Origin of the sequence: Alteromonas sp. Cnat2-8, from assembly GCF_022348355.1 — a bacterium.
Taxonomy (GTDB): domain Bacteria; phylum Pseudomonadota; class Gammaproteobacteria; order Enterobacterales; family Alteromonadaceae; genus Alteromonas; species Alteromonas macleodii.
On record NZ_JAKREX010000002.1, the window covers coordinates 581,228 to 595,459 of the forward strand.

Consider the following 14,232-nt stretch of genomic DNA (forward strand, 5'->3'; position numbering starts at 1 on the left):
GAGTGAGGTAACGTCAATCTAACACTAAATTTGAAAGTTCAGCTAGGCGTATCACTTAATAGCCCTAGTTATATGAAACGACTTCAATCTCTATGTTTTGCTGAGCCATGAAATAAAAGCGTCTACCTGGTTCATAATCGCCATGGCTAAAAGTATTGAAATTTAGTGCCAGAACCCGCTGCTCTGTTTCGTCTAAATTAGGCACAACAATACCGATGTGGTTGATATTGGCGAGGGTTTTATAATCGCTTTCAATATCATTGATAGCTTTAGGTCTGTAAAGGGCTAGGTAGTCTTTATCGTTTCCTACGTGCACCGTGTAGCCGTCATTTTTGGCGCCGCCGCTCCACCGTACTTTCCAACCAAATAGCGTACAAAGTAAGCTGGCTAGCTCATCTGGGTTTTCAACGGTGATATTCGCGTGCTCTAAGTATGCAGTTGTCATGTGTTTTTCCTTGTGTAGATAATCAACGAAAAACAGCTTAATATCTAAAGCTAACTTTAGATCAAGCGTTTTTTTACCGCTATTTCGAAATTGGAAAAGGGGCGTTATGGCACCAGAACCTATGGTAAGCATTGGCTTTATTGCTAAACGTACTGGCAATGCTGTTTCATTAATTCGCTATTATGCCAACGAAGGACTAATTCCTTCTGTGCGCACAAATGGCGGAAATAGAGCATTTCCTCGCTCAGTCATTCGCAGAGTTTCCTTTATTTTGATTGCGCAAAATATGGGGTATTCCCTTGCTGAGATAAAGAGTCTGTTGTCTACACTTCCAGACAACAGAACGCCAACACAAGCTGATTGGGCAAAATTAAGCACGGTGTTTAATCAGCATATCGAAGCAAAAATTGCGGCGCTGACCAGTTTGAAGACGTCGTTAGAAGGCTGTATTGGCTGTGGGTGTTTGTCATTAGACCGCTGTAGGCTTTACAATACCGACGATAAAGTGGCAGCCCAAGGTAGCGGTGCCCAGTTGCTCGATGAAAACGTGCAATCCCAGTTCTTAGTTTCACACAAAAAGTAGCGCTTCATGCACCCAAAAAATCTTCACAAGAACGGCTATCCTATGGATACGCTGTGCCAGACATACCCAGCGCTCAAGTCTTTTCTCGTTCGTGCTAAAAGCGGCAATATCAGTATAGATTTCACCAGCCCAAAAGCGGTGAAGGTGCTTAATGCGGCCTTACTTCATCACTACTACCGCCTTGAATATTGGGATATTCCTGATGGCTACTTATGCCCCCCTGTACCTGGAAGAGCAGATTATATCCACGGTATTGCTGATTTATTAAAAAGCAGTGCGCAGGGGGAGCAGAGTCAACAGGGGAAAGATCAAAACGTTCGTGGGCTTGATATAGGCGTGGGCGCAAATGCTATCTATCCTATTATCGGCGTTACATCCTATGACTGGTCGTTCGTAGGGAGTGATGTTGACGACGTCGCAGTAAAAAGTGCTAAAGCTATTGCTAGTAAAAACAGTGTGTTAGCCCATAAATTCCAAGTGCGTAAACAAGCGAATAGAGCAAGTATTTTCAACGGCGTGATTGAAGCAAATGAACGATTTACGTTTACTATGTGCAATCCTCCGTTTCATAAGTCTGCGCAAGAGGCGCTGTCAGGCACGCGAAGGAAGACATCTAATTTAACCCGTAATAAACAGAAACGAAGTGGTGCGAAGTTCACCGATAATCGTGAGCAAGGTTTTGGGCATCGTACATCCAAGCTACAAGGAAAAAATGCCGCTTACCAAGGTAAGGACGCGAACTTGAATTTTGCGGGCCAGGCGAATGAACTGTGGTGCGAAGGTGGTGAACTTGCCTTTATTCAGCGCATGGTTAAAGAGAGTGTCTCTGTAAAAGACAATGTAGAATGGTTCACCTGCTTGGTGTCGAAGAGTGCCCATTTGAAACCAATTAAAACCAGTATTGATTATTACGGTGCTGCGCAGTGTAAAGTGATTGATATGGGACAGGGAAGTAAATTGAGTCGTTTTGTTGCGTGGACTTTTTAACCGTCGTATCGCTAAGTTAAATTGACCGAGTACAGTTGAAGCAGCGTAGTGCGAGCACGCATAGCATTTGCTAAGGAAAGTGGCTCTTGTTCTGAAGAACCACCTTCCAATTCAACGTTTAGAAGCTGAAGGTTTTTGACACACCAAACACAATGCGCTCATCGGCGGTATCAAAATCAAGATTTGTGTTTTCAGCAGCAATTTCGAAATCGAACCCTTCATAACTCGTTTGGTAAGCCAAACGGTAGTGGTAGAAAGAGGTGTCATCACCATTCCACAGCCACTTGTCACTGTCTAGTGAGTTAGATACGTCAAAGCTTGCACGTAAATGATGGTTGGGTGCGAGTTCAAAGGTATGAGCAACCATTGCGATAGCGTGTTTTGCGCCTGTTCCAAAGTAATCCCACGTGTACCAGAAGTTTAGTTCTGAGCTACCGTAGTCACTGGCATAACCAAACTTGGTATACACCTCTGGGTAATTGCCATCACTTGAATCATCGCCACCGTGATAAGAATAATAAGCGATGCCGTAGTCCAAACTCACCGTTTCGGTTAGCATTTGGTAACGACCCACGTAAAAATCCCACTCAAGGTTTGTATCGCCACCAAAATCTACATTAGATGCCCACGTGCCTGCATAAGTGCCGTTATCAAATGCTTTATCAACACCGCCTTGTAGTGCAGGGTCGTTTTGCGTTTGGCTAACGCCGTTGAAGGTATAATCTGAAACCACAGAGATGTTGGCGCTCCAATCAGCGAATGAAGCTGAAGAATATAACGCTGCGACAATAGCCACTGTGAAAATATGCGTGGATGTAAAGAAAGAATTCAATTTTTTCATTGTTAAACACCTGTTTTTATCGTTGTTTTATTTGGCCCGCTTCCTAGTTAATGCGCTTTTACGCCGGTTTCGGGCAACACTTACCTCCATTGGCTCAAAGTGAGCCAATGTTAATGAGGTAAGAAGTGATTGATTTAATTAGTTGAGATTTTCTATCTTGGTAAAGTCGATTTTGTTTTCTTTCGGCGATGTTTTGATGGCCGTCACCGATTTAAACTTCTGACTTAGAATGAAAGCAAAGCAGCTAAAGAAGATAGCGATAACTAACGCACCCACCCACTGAATTTGCAAGAAGTCTAGTTTGAACAGCAGCGTGAGTAGCGAAAGCGCCACGATATTGAGAGCAATGTAATTGCCTTTACCGATGCGTTCAACGGTCATGTTTAGATTATCTGTGTACAGTCTAATCAGTGAATCAAGTGAGTTGATCACAAAGACGACACCCACACACACCATGGCTAAATTGGTTATCCCCTCAGTAGGAATACCTGCACTGTGATAGTGGTACAGTACCGAAAACCAAGCCGCAATCGGGATAGATGGAATGACCATCATAGCCAACATGACTTGATAAGTTTTAAGACCGCCCACGAAACGAGACGTAAACTGACCAATCATGATGCTCCAGCTGAACCACCAGAATAGATAGAACTCGTGATACTCATTAATGGGTAATACGAAGTTATCGATGTTCGCAAAGTACCCACCAATAAGACCTAGGTTGGTAAAATAAGCCGTTATCTGACTTTCGCCAAATACAAATGCTGCCGCCCACATGCCAACAATGAGTGCGATGAATACCCATGTGGTTGTAAGGCTTAAAATACGCACGTATTTAATGCTAGTGCTCGAATATACGGCAAAAGCAATGGCTGCAAACACAATCAGGTAGAACGCAGGCACTACAGATTCTCCGTCGCCTATCGACGGTAAATACCACGGAAGGTTAGACAGTAATAGAAACGCCGTGAAAGCACAGGTTCCGATGATTACAACGTTGTTTACGAACTTAACAACGGTAAGCTCGAAGAACTTTACTTTCGGTTCGATTACGCAGAAATAAAAACAAGTAAGAAAGTAGAATCCCCAAATTAAGAATCCCCAGAACCCAAACTCAATGGCGAGCGGATTGGTGAAGGCATATTCAGGACTTGCGCTTATGTCAGCATAACCAGCAAATTCAGTGAGCGGGAACATAATAAGGCCCACGTCCAAACCTGAGGTAAAGAGAATGGCAATAAAGGTAAAGGTTCTAACTGGCGTTACGCCGACCACTTTCATGTTGCCCCATTTAAACAAAATATAGGCTACAGAAAGTAGAGTGAAAATAATGCCTGCACTAAGCCATACTGTCATTATCACCCTCCCAATATTGATAAAAATGAAACATGTTTTTTCCTTTTTTTCGTTATTAAACAGTCCACCCAACTACACATTAAAGCCTTATAGTAAAGGCGGCGTGTAGGCACTGTGGAAGGTGCGCTTGTTTTAACAACAAGCACACTGGTGCGAGATAGTCTAAAAATTTAGCGTTGCTCTGTTTGCCAATGCGGGTGAATATCCACGGGCACGTTTTGTGGTGGCAAAGCGGGTTTACCCAGAATGATGTCTGCCGCCTTTTCCGCCACCATGATGGTAGGCGCATTTAGGTTTCCGTTTGGAATTGTGGGGAAGATAGAAGAATCCACCACTCGCAATCCTTCAATGCCATGAACATTGGTTTGAGAATCTACCACTGCCATCTCATCTTCACCCATTTTGCAAGAGCATGATGGATGGTAAGCGCTCTCAACGGCTTCACGCACAAAAGCGTCTATTTCTTCATCCGTCTGAATGTGCTCGCCAGGCTGAATTTCGCCGTCTCTGAAGTCGTCGAATGCTGACTGTGCGATGATTTCTCGTGTAAGTCTTACGCATGCTCTAAACCCTTCGATATCATCTGGATGCTGCAAATAGTTAAACAAAATTTTAGGCGGAACTGTCGGGTTAGCCGACTGAAGGGTTACGCTACCTCTACTTTTAGGTTTGTTGTGACCTACGTGCACTTGAAAGCCATCGCCATCAAACGCTGACTTTCCGTCGTATCGAATAGCGGCAGGTAAGAAGTGATACTGAATGTCAGGCCACTCCACATCTGCTTTCGAGCGAATGAACGCGCAAGATTCAAAGTGATTCGTAGCGCCTAACCCAGAACGGTTAAGCAACCAGCGAGCGCCGATCAACCCTTTTGAAATTAAGCCCAGTTTGCGGTTTAACGTTATTGGCTGTTTGCACTTGTACTGGAAATAAAATTCCAAATGATCTTGCAGGTTTTGACCCACACCCGGCAGGTGGTGCTTAACATCGACACCTGCTTTTTCAAGAATATCTTTGTCGCCAATTCCAGAAAGCTGCAGGATGTGTGGCGAGCCAATAGAGCCGGCGCTTAAAATCACTTCGTTAGAGGCGGCGGCAGTTTCGGTTTTACCGTTCACCACATATTCAACGCCTTTTGCGACTTTATCTTCCAGCACGACTTTAGTAACCAGCGCGCCAGTCACTATAGTTAAATTCTTACGCGATTTTACCGGGTCAAGATATTCACGGCTTGCCGAACTGCGTACACCGTCTTTCACGGTCATATGCATAGGGCCGAAGCCTTCTTGCTGCTTGCCATTGTAATCGCTAGTGATGTCGTAGCCCGCCTGTTCGCCGGCTTTAATGAAGGCCGTATAGAGCGGGTTCTTCATTTCGTTACCGTTGTTAACGCCGAGTTCACCGTTGCCACCTCGGTACGCGTCGTTACCTTTGTACCAGGTTTCAGCTTTTTGGAAATAGGGGAGGCACGCCTGATAATTCCAGCCCTCTGCGCCGTGAGCTTCCCATTCATCAAAGTCTTTAGCGTGGCCGCGTACGTATACCATTCCGTTAATAGATGACGAGCCGCCCAACACTTTACCGCGAGGGCAGTGCATTTCACGGTTGTTTAAATAGGGCTCTTTTTCAGTGTTGAATTGCCACGCATACTTGTCGGTATTCATAGGAATAGACAGCGCCGTTGGCATCTTGATGAAAATGCTTTTATCTGAGCCACCGGTTTCCAGAAGCAACACCTTGTGCTTTGGGTTTTCTGATAAGCGGTTCGCTAGCACGCAGCCGGCAGAACCTGCTCCAACAATAATGTAATCAAATGTCTGCATATGTACTCCTACTGCGGCTTAAAACGGGCTCTCAATTTGGCTCATACCTACATAAACCGACTTGGTTTGTGTGTAGCTATTAAGCGTTTCAACGCCATTTTCACGTCCAATGCCAGACTGTTTGTAGCCGCCTACAGGCATTTCAGCCGGAGAGTTACCATATGCATTTATCCAGCAAATACCGGCTTGAAGCTGGTGGATAACGCGGTGCGCGCGCTGGATATCCTTACTAAATACACCGGCAGCTAAACCTAGCTCAGTGTCATTCGCGCGTGCGATCACTTCGTCTTCATCATCGAAAACTAACACGCTCATTACTGGTCCGAAGATCTCTTCTTTAACGATAGTCATATCGTCAGTGCAGTCAGTGAAAATTGTTGGCTCAACAAAATAGCCATTTGGCGCAGATGCCGGAGAGGCAGCGTTCCCGCCGGTTAACAGCGTTGCGCCTTCTTCTTTTCCTTTGGCAATATAGCCAAGTACCAGCTCTTGGTGCTTTTTAGAAATAAGTGCGCCTAGGTTTACGTTAGGGTCAAGCGGATCGCCCATAACAATGTTGTTTTCGGTACGGGCTTTAAGCTCATCAATAAAGGCTTGATAAACAGAACGTTGAACGTAAACACGGGTGCAGTTAGTGCAGATTTCACCTTGGGTATAAAAATTACCAAGCATAGCGGCGCTGATAGCTTGGCTAATGTCGGCATCTTCGAATACCACAAGCGGTGACTTACCGCCAAGCTCCATTGTCACGTCTTTTAAGTTCGACGCAGCGGCGCTTTGCATCACTTTTTTACCTGTGCCTACTTCACCAGTAAACGATACTTTCTCAATGTCAGGGCTGTTTGTAAGCCACTGGCCTACTTGTGCTGCGCCTTGAACCACATTGAATACGCCGTCAGGTACGCCAGCTTCGGTGAAAATTTCAGCCAGTTTAAGCGCACCCATTGGGGTTTCTTCTGACGGCTTAAATATAAACGCATTACCTGCGGCAAGGGCTGGGCCTGATTTCCAGCAAGCGATTTGAATAGGGTAGTTCCATGCGCCAATACCGGCACAGATACCTAGCGCTTCTTTGCGCGTGTAGAAGAAATCGCCACCCACAGGTTGCTGGGTACCTAGTTGAGTAGGAGCTAGGCCGGCATAGTACTCAATGACATCAGCGCCAGTTTCAATATCAACACAGTCGGCTTCTTGAATAGGCTTACCGGTATCGAGTACTTCAAGCTTAGCGAGTTCGTCATTACGCTCACGAAGCAATGCAACCGCTTTATTAAGAATGCGGGTTCTTTCAATTGGCATCATTGCTGACCACACTGAAAAGCCTTCTTTAGCGCTTTTGATTGCTTCTTGTTGAATAAACTCATCAGCCACTTCTACGTGGTAAATTACCTCACCGGTTGCGGGGTTGGTTACAGCAAAGGTTTCTTTGCTTTTGTTTGCCATCGGCTTGCCGTGAATGAAATTCTGATAAGTCGGTAATGACATGCATAAACTCCTACTTTTAAAAGGACTAAAACTTTCGCCAATTTGCGGGTACTGCGAATTAACTTCTATTACGAATACCTAATACGTAGAAATAGTTTCAAAATGATGAATAGTGTTGAAACTATTTTCTCTATTGAGTTGCTAACTTGCACGAATAGAACACTTTCGCTTTGTAAAAGTCACCCTGTGAAAACATCATTACCTACTGCGCCCATGACGCATTATTGAAGGTTTTAGGACGTAATGTCGCACGTCTTTTTACTGATGTTTTTATTTTAATTGGTCGTTCAATAAAAATAAATTGTATAGTGTTCTAACTATTGTTTCAACTTGTGAGCATTGTTACAGAAGCGGAATGGCTAGGAGTAACTTGCGAAACTTGCTGGTAAGTGAATGATTTCAAATAGTAAAAGTGTAAACATTAAATATATAAAGAATTAGCTATCCCCATGCTTAATTCCTTTTTGATTGACCAATTAAAGGTGCGGAAATGTTTAACTGAAACTAATTGAGTTGGAGGTAAGGGTTAACCTTGCGGGGCTAAAAGCAATTGCTCTAAGCAATTTGATAGTGTTGAAAAGAGAAGTTAAAAGGGCAGCTGAGGCCCTTTCATCATGTGAGGTAAATATTAAGGTAGAGACTAAGCCTAAAACAGACAAGTAAGCGTCGATTTCGCTTTAGGTGCTTAAACTACAATGGTAATAACCTGAGTTGATCGATAGGGTAGCAACATCACCTTTATTCCAAAACACTACGTTCTTGTTGTTGGTGTATTTTGCCCCCGATGCTGAACGTGATAACTGCACAATGTGATGGGTGTGGTTTAATGATAAAGCCAATGTGTCAGGCCCCAGCGTATTTACACGTAATGTAGCGAGATTGGCATTAGGCGTTTCACATTTGTACGTTTTGGTCGACTCTTGTTCATTTGAGCCAACCACATCTTGTTTTTGCGATGAAGCCAGGTCAGACAATTTCGTATCAACATTACTTTTTGTCGCACTTGCCGATTTGTTTGTCGTCGATTGAGAAATCTGTGCAGCAATCGCTCTAATCGTTTCATCGCCATTACTGTCGTAAAGCACCAACCAAGTATTTTCCACTATCGAATAACTTGCCGATGCGGCTAGCATTTCGATGAAGCGTTGCTCTTGTTTCATCAGTGCAGGCGCACATGCCTTTTTGGTGAGAATGAGCTTATCAGTGGAAAAGGATTCAGCTAAGCTTTTATCACTAAATACCGTATCGGCATCATCAACATCTAGCGCTCCGGTAAACTGATTACAACCTGTACTGCCGCTTACTCTGCTAGTGTCTCCGTTTGAATTTACGTTAAGCGTAACATGGCTGAAATCGATAATTCCTGCTCGGTCTATACTTTCAACCTGCCAATGACTGTCCGCTAACGTAAGTGGTTTGCCTTCGGTATGCTTTTCACTATCTTCACTTTCATTTGAATAGAGAGAGGAGACCGAGCTGCACGCTGTCAAAGAAAGAAGCGCAGAACCTGTCAAAGCCCAAAGGTACTTCCTGTAAGTCATGAAAACTCCAATTGTTTTTAATCAATTTCACTATGATTCGCGATAGCCAACTAAGTTCATCTTTAATCGTTGAGCTCAAATAGCACCACTATACCTCCACTTTGTCGTCAAAACGACAGTTCGTAAGCGAATGAACGGAGTAAACTAACACCTTGATATAACTTATGGGTGACGCAGTATGAAAAATTTAGAACAGCACTTGAGTGAGTACGCCAAGTACCACAGAGATCAAAGAAACATATACACCCATTACGTCGGTATTCCGCTAATTGTTTTTTCGGTTTTCTGTCTACTAAGTAAGCCTGCGTTTCCAGTTAGTGCGCCAATTTTTTGGGATATGATCATAAGCCCAGCGCTCTTTGTTTGGGCTATTGGTAATGCGTTCTACATTAAGTTAGATATAAAACTTGGCATAGTGATGACGCTTATCACGGGGGCTATGGTCTATTTCGCTCAACCCATCGCACAGAATGAAGTGGGAACATGGCTTGCTATCTCACTTGGTATTTTTATTGGTGGTTGGGTGCTACAGTTCATTGGTCATCACTATGAGGGTAAAAAGCCTGCGTTTGTCGACGACATAATGGGGCTGGCGATAGGACCACTATTTGTGCTTGCGGAATTAAGTTTTGAGCTAGGCCTTCGAAGTGCACTTAAAGAAGAGATAGAGCGCCGTTCTGGCCCTGTAAAGTAATCACTTCTAAACAACACGTTGAAGTAACAAGTCTCAACGCGTTATTACAAACTAGGGCCTAGGCTTGCATCTTGGCTATTGTCTCTTTACGCAATTGTATTTTAGACTCAGCAAAAGACTGTCTAGGCAACATCTTCAACTTTTCTGCATAACCCATGGCTGTCGCTAATACCTGCTCTTGAGGTACTGCAGCATCTAAAAAGCCCGCTTTTACCGCTTCACTGCCTTGATAAATACGTGAAAAAAGCAATGCTTCAGTTTGAGACGTATTCGCTAGTCTAGCTTTGGCTAGTTCCATACCGAAAGGCGGCAGTACCATACCAATGGCGGTTTCATTAAGACCATACTTAGTATCTGCGTCTTTACCAATGCGCAGGTCAGCAGCCATAAGCATAATTGCGCCCATTGCAATGCTATGACCTTCTGCAGCAACGACTACAGGTAGTGGGAAGCTATAAAGACGTACGATTAACTCAGCGCCTTTTGACACCAACTCGTGTTGTTTTGCTTTGTCGTCGGCTTTCATTACCGATAAATCAAACCCGCCGCAAAACTTGCCTTCACCACCGTGTAATACAACCGCTTTTGCGTTTTGCTCTGCTTCATCTAAGGCATCGTTAAACTGCTGAATAAGCTCAAACCCAACGGCGTTAACTTTTCCGTCGTCAAAGGTGATTACTGCAATATCGTTATTAATAGCTAAATTAAACGCCATGGTATGTCCTGTCACTTTCTTAGTAGGAATTAATTTACGTTACGCTTTGTTAAGCGCAACTTTCTAGCAGTGATTGTAGGTAATTGATTTCTTTTATGATAGTGCATTAGGCTTCATCTTCGGTATATGCGCTACGAATATCGGTGATAATTCGCGGAAGTTCTGCAATAAGCTTCTTTTTATATCGGCGTTGTCTGCGACGCGCTTTCGCGTTATTAGCCCGCCATTGCGCACGTTTGTCTTTCACAATTCGCTCTAGGTCTTGACCTTCCTCTATCAAAATTGCGTCGTTAATGGTTGTTCGTTTTGTCATACTAAAACTCCAGTTTTAGCTGCTTATTGCGCCATTTTTTCGAGCATTGGTTGAGTACGTGAAGCGAGACACTCTCAGTGGCTATCTGTCTCGCGAGGTTTAACGCTGCGCTGGCTTGCTCGTCGGTTAGGTTTTTATAGGCCGGCGAGGGAATGACCTCATACCACGCACAGCCGACAATTTTGTCTAAAATTACTCGCATAAAGCAGTGGTCATGATGTATTGGCCAGGCGTTTTTCTTTGCAGATGCAATAGAAGGGAGCACATTTTTCGCGTAGTGTAGAAATTCGCGTAGGTTCTTCGTGTGCTCCGTTGATTTTGAGAGATAAGCGTGTGGGAATTGGTTCTGAAGGGAAGGTGTGTGCATGCGTGATTTAGCCCTCGTCCAATTCGTTTACGCACTTTTATTACGACATAGCAAGAGTTTACACGACACCAGTGAAATTCAGAGTTACACTATTTTTAGTTTTACTGTTTTTGTTTATAGATTCTTAGTTTATTGATTCTTAGTTTTATGAGTTTTAGCCTAGCGCTAAATGCTCATTATTAATTACATGGTTGGTTAATGCGCCCTCATTTAAAAATTCTTGTTATAGAAGATGCTGTTGATTTATTGGAACAAATTACGTCAAGTATAGGCAACACCATCACTTACTTTGACCGAAGTGACGTTGAAATAAGCCTGCTTGAAGCGAACTCCGTTGCAAAAGCACTACAATTTGTTCGTGAAGACGGTGACATTCAGGCTGTGGTATTTAGCTGGGATGTGGTGGCGAAGGTCAAAGAGCTAACAGACGTAGTACCTTTAAATGGCGTACTTAATGAAAATACGAGCCCCGCAGCCGAAAGCGTTAGTTCACAAAACGCGAACGAGAAAACCACAGGCGAAAAGTCGTCCGCACGCAACGCTGTTATTGATAATAACGCCAGAGTTATAGACGCCATTAAACGCATTCGCCCTGAACTCCCCGTGTATGTCTTAGGCGATGCAGTAAAAGGGTTGGATATTGTAAACCAAGCCAATGGCATTGAATCGTTCTTCTATCGTAACGACATTATTTCAGACCCAGAGTCTATTTTGGGTTATATCATCAATGACTTTGATGATAGAAACGAAACGCCGTTTTGGACTGAATACAAAGACTATGTGGTAGAGTCTAATGACTCGTGGCATACGCCAGGTCACAGCGGTGGCGCAAGCTTTAGAAATTCACCCTATATCAGTGATTTTTATCGCTTCTTTGGTCGTAACGTGTTTGTTAGTGACTTATCGGTAAGCGTAGACTCGCTGGGCTCACTATCAGATGGCACTCACGCTATCGGGAAAGCGCAAGCCGCTGTCGCGAATACATTTGAAGTTCGCCATTCCTATTTCGTCACGAACGGCTCTTCGACATCAAACAAAATCATTTTGCAGACGCTGTTGCGCGAAGGCGACAAAGTAATTGCCGACAGAAACTGCCACAAGTCAGTGCACTACGGCATTATTCAGGCGCGAGCCATGCCGGTGTATTTAGACAGTGTATTTAACCCTGAATACGGTATTTTCTCACCGCCTAGAATGGCGCAAATTAAGCAGCTTATTGAAGAAAATACTGACGCTAAACTTATCGTTTTGACGGGCTGTACCTACGACGGGTTATTGACTGACCTTAAGCAAGTCGTAAATTTAGCCCATGAGCATGGCATTAAAGTGTTCATTGACGAAGCATGGTTTGCGTATTCCTTGTTCCACCCTGCATTGCGTGACTACTCTGCTATCGCCGCTGGGGCAGACTATATTACTCACTCTGCGCACAAAGTGGTGTCGGCGTTCTCGCAAGCATCCTTTATTCATGTAAACGATCCAGATTTCGATAAAGACTTTTTTAAAGAAGTGTTTGCAATTCACACCAGTACCTCGCCCAAGTATCAACTCATTGCCTCGCTTGATGTATGTCGTCAGCAGCTGGAAATGGAAGGCTACAAAATCCTTAATGAGCTATTGAGCAATGTTGCCGAACTCAAATCGCAAATGGCCAAGTTTAAGCGACTTAAAATACTTTCGCCTAGTGACTTTGCGAATATGTTTTCTCACTTTGAAAGTGACAACATTGGGCATGATCCGCTTAAAATCTTAATTGACGTATCGGCGCTTGATTATTCAAACCAAGAAATACATCGTTTCTTAATGGACGAAGTTGGTTTAGAAATCGAGAAGTTTACTCATAGCACTATTCTAGTACTGCTTACGCTAGGTGGAATGCGCTCTAAAATTGTAAGGCTATACAACGCGTTAAAACGTCTTGATGATGGCGCCGTTAACCTAAGCAAGCGCAAGAGCAAGAGTCCGTTACCGGCAGACATTCCGCCAATTCATTTAGACGACCTTCCGTCAAAAGCGTTTTTCAGCCCTAGGGAAGCCATTCCATGGCAAAACAGCGTTGGACGCACTGCAGCAGGTTTAATTACACCGTATCCGCCTGGTATTCCGCTTATTGTTCCTGGACAGAAAGTGGAACAAGCGCATATTGATTACCTTCAGGCACTGGCAAGCCAGAAGCTTACCGTCCAAGGTATTTACGACGGTGAAATTTATGTTGTAGCTGACCAACAGTAGGAAAAAAAGCGAACCAAACCAGTTTGGACGGTGCTTTAGCTCTTAAGTGTTAAAACCCGTCCATCGAACAGTTTCTATTTGTTATTCCATTTTTTACCCTGTTTTTGGCTTCGAATGGAAGCCTAATAAAACAAGGAAATGTAAATGAAAGAGTTAAATACAAGTGAAATTGAAATGGTGTCCGGCGGCTTTGATGGTTGGGAGCAGCTAGGCGTTGGCATTGCTATGATTGGTTTGGGTATTGCCATTGTTGGCACAGCAGGGTTAGCAACTGTGCCCATTGCTCTTGCGGGCGCTGCAACGCTTGGTGAAATCGGAGTTGGTGTCGTTGGTATTGGTTTAGCAGGCGCAGGTGGATTTGCCGCTGGCACATCATTAGCGTCAACGAGTGATGATACTCAAGAAGCAACAACATTAGACGAGTAATTCAATGTTTAAAGTACAAATTCTTGGTGGCGATATCACCTCAGTTGCATCGTTAAGAGTATTGCGTACTTTATGGCCGCTTTCACTAAAAGCGGTAGAAGAGTTGGCTACAGCGTTGAAAAAGCAAAACGAGTTTGTGCTGGTGGAAGGTGTGACGGAAATATTTGCAACAGAACTTGCTCACGAGTTTAAAAGTGCAAATGTTGTATGTCAGATTTTACCAAGTGAAAAAGAAGAGGCCTGCTTATGTATTCCAATTGGTGAGCCACGCAAACGTTGGAACGCTTTAGGTGTCTTGGTATCTCGGTAATTAAAAAGGCGTTTACAAGTATATTTGAAACGCCTTTTTGATACTCCCCTTTATCCTGTATTTCTCCACTACAATCTTTTTCTCTCATTATTTGTTTCACTATTAAGCGTTGCC

At 43.8% G+C, this 14,232-nt stretch carries 15 protein-coding genes; 6 read left to right on the forward strand and 9 right to left on the reverse strand.

The genetic code is table 11. The annotated features are described in order from the left end of the window. Positions 1 to 64: 64 nt before the first annotated feature. Positions 65 to 445, reverse strand: a complete 381-nt coding sequence (locus tag MHN00_RS06675; protein WP_069944783.1) for a VOC family protein — start codon at positions 443 to 445, stop codon at positions 65 to 67. A 106-nt stretch (positions 446 to 551) separates the two neighbouring features. Between MHN00_RS06675 and soxR the strand changes: the two genes are divergently transcribed. Continuing rightward, a complete protein-coding gene (gene soxR / locus MHN00_RS06680; protein ID WP_014977126.1) occupies positions 552 to 1,028 on the forward strand; it encodes a redox-sensitive transcriptional activator SoxR in 477 nt (158 codons plus the stop codon). Positions 1,029 to 1,034: 6 nt separating this feature from the next. Then, entirely contained in the window at positions 1,035 to 2,015 is a 981-nt protein-coding gene (rlmF, locus tag MHN00_RS06685; RefSeq protein ID WP_239300731.1) for a 23S rRNA (adenine(1618)-N(6))-methyltransferase RlmF, read from the forward strand. A 118-nt stretch (positions 2,016 to 2,133) separates the two neighbouring features. On the opposite strand, the gene MHN00_RS06690 is transcribed toward rlmF, so the two are convergent. The 5 genes from MHN00_RS06690 to MHN00_RS06710 all read right to left on the reverse strand — a co-directional run bounded on the left by MHN00_RS06690 (position 2,134) and on the right by MHN00_RS06710 (position 9,061). Further along, positions 2,134 to 2,856 carry a TorF family putative porin gene (locus MHN00_RS06690; RefSeq protein ID WP_239300732.1) on the reverse strand — a complete coding sequence of 241 codons (723 nt, stop codon included), beginning with the start codon at positions 2,854 to 2,856 and terminating at the stop codon, positions 2,134 to 2,136. A gap of 138 nt (positions 2,857 to 2,994) precedes the next feature. After that, complete coding sequence (locus tag MHN00_RS06695) at positions 2,995 to 4,212, reverse strand: BCCT family transporter (protein WP_239300733.1); 1,218 nt, start codon at positions 4,210 to 4,212, stop codon at positions 2,995 to 2,997. Between the two features lie 170 nt (positions 4,213 to 4,382). Next, entirely contained in the window at positions 4,383 to 6,035 is a 1,653-nt protein-coding gene (betA, locus tag MHN00_RS06700) for a choline dehydrogenase (RefSeq protein WP_239257952.1), read from the reverse strand. A gap of 18 nt (positions 6,036 to 6,053) precedes the next feature. Beyond that, on the reverse strand, positions 6,054 to 7,520 hold the full coding sequence (gene betB, locus MHN00_RS06705) for a betaine-aldehyde dehydrogenase (RefSeq protein ID WP_014950281.1): 1,467 nt from the start codon (positions 7,518 to 7,520) through the stop codon (positions 6,054 to 6,056). A gap of 677 nt (positions 7,521 to 8,197) precedes the next feature. Then, positions 8,198 to 9,061 carry an META domain-containing protein gene (locus MHN00_RS06710; RefSeq protein ID WP_239300734.1) on the reverse strand — a complete coding sequence of 288 codons (864 nt, stop codon included), beginning with the start codon at positions 9,059 to 9,061 and terminating at the stop codon, positions 8,198 to 8,200. A gap of 178 nt (positions 9,062 to 9,239) precedes the next feature. Here MHN00_RS06710 and MHN00_RS06715 point away from each other — a divergent pair, with 178 nt between their 5' ends. After that, a complete protein-coding gene (locus tag MHN00_RS06715) occupies positions 9,240 to 9,755 on the forward strand; it encodes an Mpo1-like protein (RefSeq protein ID WP_239300735.1) in 516 nt (171 codons plus the stop codon). Positions 9,756 to 9,813: 58 nt separating this feature from the next. On the opposite strand, the gene MHN00_RS06720 is transcribed toward MHN00_RS06715, so the two are convergent. The 3 genes from MHN00_RS06720 to MHN00_RS06730 all read right to left on the reverse strand — a co-directional run bounded on the left by MHN00_RS06720 (position 9,814) and on the right by MHN00_RS06730 (position 10,985). Then, positions 9,814 to 10,470 carry a crotonase/enoyl-CoA hydratase family protein gene (locus MHN00_RS06720; protein WP_014950278.1) on the reverse strand — a complete coding sequence of 219 codons (657 nt, stop codon included), beginning with the start codon at positions 10,468 to 10,470 and terminating at the stop codon, positions 9,814 to 9,816. 106 nt (positions 10,471 to 10,576) lie between these two features. Further along, on the reverse strand, positions 10,577 to 10,783 hold the full coding sequence (locus tag MHN00_RS06725; protein ID WP_239300737.1) for a hypothetical protein: 207 nt from the start codon (positions 10,781 to 10,783) through the stop codon (positions 10,577 to 10,579). Position 10,784: 1 nt separating this feature from the next. After that, positions 10,785 to 10,985, reverse strand: coding sequence for a hypothetical protein (locus MHN00_RS06730; RefSeq protein ID WP_239300739.1), 201 nt, complete (start codon positions 10,983 to 10,985; stop codon positions 10,785 to 10,787). A gap of 363 nt (positions 10,986 to 11,348) precedes the next feature. On the opposite strand from MHN00_RS06730, the gene MHN00_RS06735 reads away from it, so the two are divergent. The 3 genes from MHN00_RS06735 to MHN00_RS06745 all read left to right on the forward strand — a co-directional run bounded on the left by MHN00_RS06735 (position 11,349) and on the right by MHN00_RS06745 (position 14,118). Continuing rightward, a complete protein-coding gene (locus MHN00_RS06735) occupies positions 11,349 to 13,382 on the forward strand; it encodes an aminotransferase class V-fold PLP-dependent enzyme (RefSeq protein WP_239257948.1) in 2,034 nt (677 codons plus the stop codon). 144 nt (positions 13,383 to 13,526) lie between these two features. Then, positions 13,527 to 13,808 (forward strand): hypothetical protein, encoded by a 282-nt coding sequence (locus MHN00_RS06740; RefSeq protein WP_014950274.1) that lies wholly within the window; start codon positions 13,527 to 13,529, stop codon positions 13,806 to 13,808. Between the two features lie 4 nt (positions 13,809 to 13,812). Continuing rightward, positions 13,813 to 14,118: a hypothetical protein gene (locus MHN00_RS06745; protein WP_014950273.1), complete on the forward strand. Its 306-nt coding sequence runs from the start codon at positions 13,813 to 13,815 to the stop codon at positions 14,116 to 14,118. Positions 14,119 to 14,232 lie beyond the last annotated feature (114 nt).

Bases quoted from the DNA above. Each gene is read 5' to 3' on its own strand.
- MHN00_RS06675 (WP_069944783.1), bottom strand. From the start codon at position 445: ATGACAACTGCATACTTAGAGCACGCGAATATCACCGTTGAAAACCCA.
- soxR (WP_014977126.1), top strand. From the start codon at position 552: ATGGCACCAGAACCTATGGTAAGCATTGGCTTTATTGCTAAACGTACT.
- rlmF (WP_239300731.1), top strand. From the start codon at position 1,035: ATGCACCCAAAAAATCTTCACAAGAACGGCTATCCTATGGATACGCTG.
- MHN00_RS06690 (WP_239300732.1), bottom strand. From the start codon at position 2,856: ATGAAAAAATTGAATTCTTTCTTTACATCCACGCATATTTTCACAGTG.
- MHN00_RS06695 (WP_239300733.1), bottom strand. From the start codon at position 4,212: ATGACAGTATGGCTTAGTGCAGGCATTATTTTCACTCTACTTTCTGTA.
- betA (WP_239257952.1), bottom strand. From the start codon at position 6,035: ATGCAGACATTTGATTACATTATTGTTGGAGCAGGTTCTGCCGGCTGC.
- betB (WP_014950281.1), bottom strand. From the start codon at position 7,520: ATGTCATTACCGACTTATCAGAATTTCATTCACGGCAAGCCGATGGCA.
- MHN00_RS06710 (WP_239300734.1), bottom strand. From the start codon at position 9,061: ATGACTTACAGGAAGTACCTTTGGGCTTTGACAGGTTCTGCGCTTCTT.
- MHN00_RS06715 (WP_239300735.1), top strand. From the start codon at position 9,240: ATGAAAAATTTAGAACAGCACTTGAGTGAGTACGCCAAGTACCACAGA.
- MHN00_RS06720 (WP_014950278.1), bottom strand. From the start codon at position 10,470: ATGGCGTTTAATTTAGCTATTAATAACGATATTGCAGTAATCACCTTT.
- MHN00_RS06725 (WP_239300737.1), bottom strand. From the start codon at position 10,783: ATGACAAAACGAACAACCATTAACGACGCAATTTTGATAGAGGAAGGT.
- MHN00_RS06730 (WP_239300739.1), bottom strand. From the start codon at position 10,985: ATGCGAGTAATTTTAGACAAAATTGTCGGCTGTGCGTGGTATGAGGTC.
- MHN00_RS06735 (WP_239257948.1), top strand. From the start codon at position 11,349: ATGCGCCCTCATTTAAAAATTCTTGTTATAGAAGATGCTGTTGATTTA.
- MHN00_RS06740 (WP_014950274.1), top strand. From the start codon at position 13,527: ATGAAAGAGTTAAATACAAGTGAAATTGAAATGGTGTCCGGCGGCTTT.
- MHN00_RS06745 (WP_014950273.1), top strand. From the start codon at position 13,813: ATGTTTAAAGTACAAATTCTTGGTGGCGATATCACCTCAGTTGCATCG.